5 protein-coding genes are annotated in these 5,257 nt (G+C 57.1%); all 5 read right to left on the reverse strand.

Features of this window, described 5'->3' with window-relative positions:
- Nucleotides 1–378 (reverse strand): hypothetical protein (locus LA5095_RS33140; RefSeq protein ID WP_208992932.1); only part of this gene is annotated, 378 nt, incomplete at its 3' end.
- Nucleotides 379–470: 92 nt separating this feature from the next.
- Entirely contained in the window at nucleotides 471–1,484 is a 1,014-nt protein-coding gene (locus LA5095_RS31635) for a 2-hydroxyacid dehydrogenase (protein ID WP_055391959.1), read from the reverse strand.
- Complete coding sequence (locus tag LA5095_RS31640; RefSeq protein WP_055391960.1) at nucleotides 1,481–2,971, reverse strand: FAD-dependent oxidoreductase; 1,491 nt, start codon at nucleotides 2,969–2,971, stop codon at nucleotides 1,481–1,483. Before LA5095_RS31640 ends, LA5095_RS31635 begins: the two co-directional genes overlap by 4 nt.
- Nucleotides 2,968–3,807 carry an EamA family transporter gene (locus LA5095_RS31645; RefSeq protein WP_055391961.1) on the reverse strand — a complete coding sequence of 280 codons (840 nt, stop codon included), beginning with the start codon at nucleotides 3,805–3,807 and terminating at the stop codon, nucleotides 2,968–2,970. The genes LA5095_RS31640 and LA5095_RS31645 overlap by 4 nt, the downstream gene beginning before the upstream one ends.
- On the reverse strand, nucleotides 3,804–5,156 hold the full coding sequence (gene pbfA / locus LA5095_RS31650; RefSeq protein WP_055391962.1) for a (R)-1-hydroxy-2-aminoethylphosphonate ammonia-lyase: 1,353 nt from the start codon (nucleotides 5,154–5,156) through the stop codon (nucleotides 3,804–3,806). Before pbfA ends, LA5095_RS31645 begins: the two co-directional genes overlap by 4 nt.
- Between the last annotated feature and the right edge of the window lie 101 nt (nucleotides 5,157–5,257).

A 5,257-nucleotide genomic window follows, 5' to 3' on the forward strand; every position in this document is an offset into this window, starting at 1 on the left:
CTCGTCAGGCTCATAACCTGAAGGTCGCAGGTTCAAATCCTGCTCCCGCAACCAAATACGCCAAAGGCCGTCCAACAGGGCGGCCTTTGGCGTATCTGGACAGTGGATACAGGCGAGAACCTCTCCGGGCCCATCAAGGAGGGCAAAGCCCGACGCAGAAGGGCAAAAAAACACCAAATCCTGCTCCCGCAACCAACAAAAAAAGCCGCCCACATCGGGCGGCTTTTTTGTTGGAAGGGGGCGCCGATCTTGACCTGACGGGGGCCCCGGAAGGAGGACATAGTCCGACGCAACCGGGCAGAAAACATTCAAATCCAGATCCCGAAACCAAACAAAGCCCGCCGAGAAATCGGACGGGCTTTTTTTTGGATCCGACAAAACAAATCCACCCGAGCAGTGACCAGACCCGACGCAGCAGACTAAAAGTCGCAAAGCTAACCACACTCAAATGGCTAACTCGACGTGAAGCATCAATCTTTGAACAAAACCCCGGCCGTTTGGGCAAGAAGGCGGGGGTCTTTCGACTTGATCTGGACCGGACGCCCGTTGATCAGTTCCAGGCACCTATCCAGAGTTTCGCTTTCAAGCCGAAACATTGCCTGTTCGGTATAGAAGGTCAGATGCGGTGTCAAAATGACATTGTCCCTGCCGAAGAGCGGGCTTAACGGGTGATCCGTCAAGGCAAGTGGCTCGTTACTGAAGACATCCAGTCCCGCGCCCGCAATCCAGCCTTCATCCAGAGCCTTGATCAGAGCCATCTCGTCAACGATCGCTCCTCGCGATACATTGATCAGGCACGCGGTGGACTTCATCTTTTTGAATTCAGCTTCGCCGACAAGATGGCGGGTCCTGTCATTGAGGACCGTATGCACGGACACGAAGTCTGATTGTTGCAGAAGGTCGATCAGATTTTCGCATTTTTCAGCCCCATACTCCGACATCTGCTGTGCCGTTAGTCCCGGATCATAGGCCAGTACCCGCGCTCGAAATCCGGCGCCGGCCATTCTGGCCATGCTCCGTCCGATCTTGCCCAGCCCGATAATGCCCACTGTGCTATCGGCAATGTCTCTTCCGAGCCAGGTGGGTTCTGGCCAGGCCCAGCCCCGGGTCTGCATTTGGTGTCCGAGTGCCGGCAGGCGCCTGGCGAGCGAGATCATCAGGGCGAATGCGCCTTCTGCCACTGTTTCTTCTGCATATTCGGGAATGTTTACGACTGCAACGCCGTGTTCCATCGCGGCGGGTATGTCAATTGCATCTATGCCGACGCCATATTTCACGATACCGCGCAGCTTTGGTGCCGCTTCAATGATTTTACGCGTGATCGGCGCATAACACATCATCAGAACATCCGCATCGGCAATCTCCCTGGCCAGATCCTCTTCTGAAACACCATCGGGCAACAGGACCAGATCATGTCCCATTTTCTTGAGGGTCGCATCGACAACGGGAACTTGAAGTTCCATATCCGTCCGGACGATTTTCATCCAATGGTCTCCTGATCGGGCCTGCTGGTCGAAGGGCGGCGGCGTGCCTCCCTGACATGCTTGGCATAACTATCGATTTCCTGCTCGATACGAGTGGTGCTCCACTCAAGTGAGGGAGCAACTGTTTCTGCGACATGCAGCGCCTTTGATCGTCCCTGATCAAGGTCCCAGCCATATCCGAGGCGGCGCAGCATCAGGTCACAAAGGCTGTTCGGATTTTCTGTTATCGCATTGAAGATGAATTCGTCTCCGGACAGAGGCGCCGCTTCGTAGATCGCAGAAGAAACCGGCCGTGACGGCTCGCAGTGATTTCTTACGCGTTCCAACAGGCGCCGGGCGACGCGACGATGCGTCATGATCGGACCTGCGGTTACAGAGAAAAAATCAGGTAACCCATCCGGTGCGTGATCATGGATCTTGATTTCCCTGCTTCCCAAAGGCTCTGCCGGGTCCGCAGTCAGCGGGTTCACACCGGCCCAGCTGTAAAGAACATCGTCTCGTTTCAGGTCCAGATTCGGGAAACAGTGATTGGTTTCCGATAGCAGCCAGTCAATTTCATCATCGGTGGCGGCAATGTTTGTGGGGTCAGCCGAATAGGGGCGCCTGGTGAGGCCGACATAGTGATGGTCCCGCCAGGGAAGACAGTAAAGCGGCTCTGCAAGGCGGTTGAAGGCGAACACGCCGTGTCCCTCGAATTCAATGGGCAACTTCAGAGCGATATGGATACCGCTGATCGGCTGGCACTTTGCAACGGCATTGCTTCCAGCACTCGCTGAAACCTCGTCAATCCAGGCACCGGAGAGGTTCAGGACGATTGACGCAGATACCCGGCTTTTGTCTTGCAGGGTGAGTTGCCAGCCGTTGTTTTCACGTTCGAGACGAATGACCTTTGTGTAGTTTCGCAATTCTGCGCCCTTCCGTCGCGCGTCAGCCAACGCATCGAGAGCAATCCGTTCAGGCCAGTCAAAGATGTATTCCCGGAAAGTCACCATTCCGGCCAACTGGTCACCGTTTCGCAAGTGTCGTGCAAGGGACGGCATGTCATCAGCGTTTGGTCGAAAACGACGGTAGTCCAACGCAACGCCGCCCGGGCTGGCCAGGCGTAGCAAACCGAACGCAATGTCCATGTTCCATGGACGATAGATGTCCTGTTTGTAGATCGGCAGGCAAAAGGTCATCGGTTTTAGTCGGCCTGGAATGCTCTCGACGAGTTCATCGCGCGCAACCATGTCTTCGCGAACCGTTTTCAAGGATTGGAACAGGCGTACGGGGTGCTTCAGCAGGTCGCCGGGCGAGGCTCCGTTTGCCAGATGTCGCAATCCACAGTGGAGCAGACGGGAAGAACGTGCAGTGGCGCCCTCGGCAAAGTCGTCTTTTTCGGCAAGAAACACCCGGTACCCGGCCGAAGAAAGGTGCTGTGCAGCACTGGCACCATTGATGCCTCCGCCTATGATGGCAACATCGTATCGGGTGGATACTATGGTCATGCGTTGGCTCCGATAACGACGATACCTGCAGAAACAATGATCGATGCCAGGATCCGGCGGCCTCTTGGGCCCTCCCGGAACCAGAGGACGCCGATAAGAGCGGCGAAGATGACGGAGGTTTCCCTCAAGGCGCTGACAAGTCCCAGGGGCGCGAGTGTTTTCGCATAGAGCACAAGAGCATATGCAGCACCGGAGACGAGGCCGCCGGCAAAACCGATCAACAACTGTTTTGCCGGAATGGACCTGACCCGGTCCATTCGCGTCGGAAAAATGTAAAGAACAATCAGGATCTTGGCGGAAAAGAGCCATCCTATATAGGCTGCGGCGTTACCTGACAGGCGGACGCCGACCCCGTCAATCAGCGAGTAGGAGCCGACAGATGCACCGACCGCAAGCGCGGCAACCAGTCCGGCGAAAGGCAGGGCACCGGTGAATGCATCCCGCGCAAGGATCATGATGCCGGCTGAAACAAGGATTACTCCTGCCCAGGCTGCGGGAGGAAGAACTTCACCGAGCCAAAGCTGAGCGACGAGGGCAACCAGGACCGGCGCCAATCCGCGTGCCACCGGGTAAATCAGGCTCAGATCACCAAGCCTGTAAGCGACATTGAGCAGCCAGAAATACCCCCAGTGCACCACAACGGAGGCAATCATCCAGGGCCAGACCGAAGGGTCCGCCAGTGGCGAAACAGCCACAAGCACCAGGCCGGCAGGAATATGTCCCAAGGCAATCAATCCGAGCATGATGACCCGGTCTTCCGCGCCTTTGACCAGCGCGTTCCAGACCGCATGGAACAATGCGGCCGTCAATACGATCAGGGCAACGCCAATGCTCACGCGGCCTCTTTGATAGCGTCGATGACGATATCGAGCGCCTTGTCGAGATCTGCCTGACTGATTGTCAGGGGAGGTGACAGCGTCAGGACGGACCCCTGACTGATCTTGAAACTGAGACCCGCGTGGAGACAGGCGTAGTATATGAGTTCGGCACGGTCGAGCCCGGGAGTCTTGTCGATCCGGTTCTCGACAATTTCGACACCGAACATGAGTCCACGGCCGCGAATGTCTCCGACTGTGGGAATGTCCGCAAGTTCGTTTTTCAACCGCCCGATGGCATGCGTGCCAAGCGCGGCAGAGCGTTCAACGAGACCTTCCTCTTCAATGATCTGGATGGTCGTCAGGGCCGCCCGTGATGTGACCGGATTCTTTTCATGGGTGTAGTGCCCGATGGCAAAATCACCGCAGACATCCAGGTCCCTGTGCGCGATACAACCCGCAATTGGCAGGATACCGCCGCCAAGAGCCTTGCCGACGGTGACGATGTCCGGGATGACGTCATCATGTTCGAATGCGAACATCCGCCCGGTCTTGCCAAGGCCGGTGGGTATCTCATCCATGATCAGCAGCGCGCCATGCCTGTTGCATGCCTCGCGCACCGCCCGCCAGAAACCGGCAGGGGGAACATAGGGAACCGCGCGCATCGGTTCCGCTATCACGGCGGCAACATCGCCTTCCCGTTCGAGAACGAATTCAACCATTTTGGCGCATGCAAGACCACAGGTCTCCGGACCGGGGTGGTTATAGGGACAACGATAGCAGGCGAAGGGTGCAACATGCTCTGTTCCCGGCAGGAGCGGACCTGCAATATGACTACGGAAGGTCGCTTCGCCGCCGACACTGGCTGCCCCGAGGCCTGCGCCGTGGAAGGCATCCCAGAAGCTGATTGTCTTGAAGCGTTTTGTTGCCGCCCTGGCAATTTTCAGCGCGACTTCATTTGCATCCGAACCACCTGTCGTGAACAGCACCTTGTTCAATTCGCCTGGCGCGATACTGCCGAGTTTTTCAGCCAGCTCTACGGCCGGGTCGTTGGTGAACCTCCGCGGAGCGAAGGGAAGCTGGTCCAGCTGCGCCTTGATGGCTTCGACGAGGCGCGGGTGACCGTAACCGATATGGTGAACCGAATTGCCGTGGAAATCCATGTAGCGTCGGCCGTCCAGATCCTCGATCCAGATGCCCTCGGCCTTCGCGATCGTCGAAACGCAGGGAGAGGAAAGGGATTGGTGCAGAAACGCCTGTGCGTCCCGCTCCAGAAGGGGAGCAGAATTCGGGCCAATGGACTTTTTCAGCCAGGCCTTGCGGGCATCGGACGTATTGGATTCGCCCTCTGTATGCACGAGTTGCGTCATTTTTCCCTCTCCACGCCGTGCTTGCTGCACAGCTGCCAACTCACCGAAAAAAAGAGCGAGGCCCTTTTGGCCTCGCAGTTTGGGGGGAACGTCCTTGTCTA

Source organism: Roseibium album, assembly GCF_001404515.1.
Classification (GTDB): domain Bacteria; phylum Pseudomonadota; class Alphaproteobacteria; order Rhizobiales; family Stappiaceae; genus Roseibium; species Roseibium album.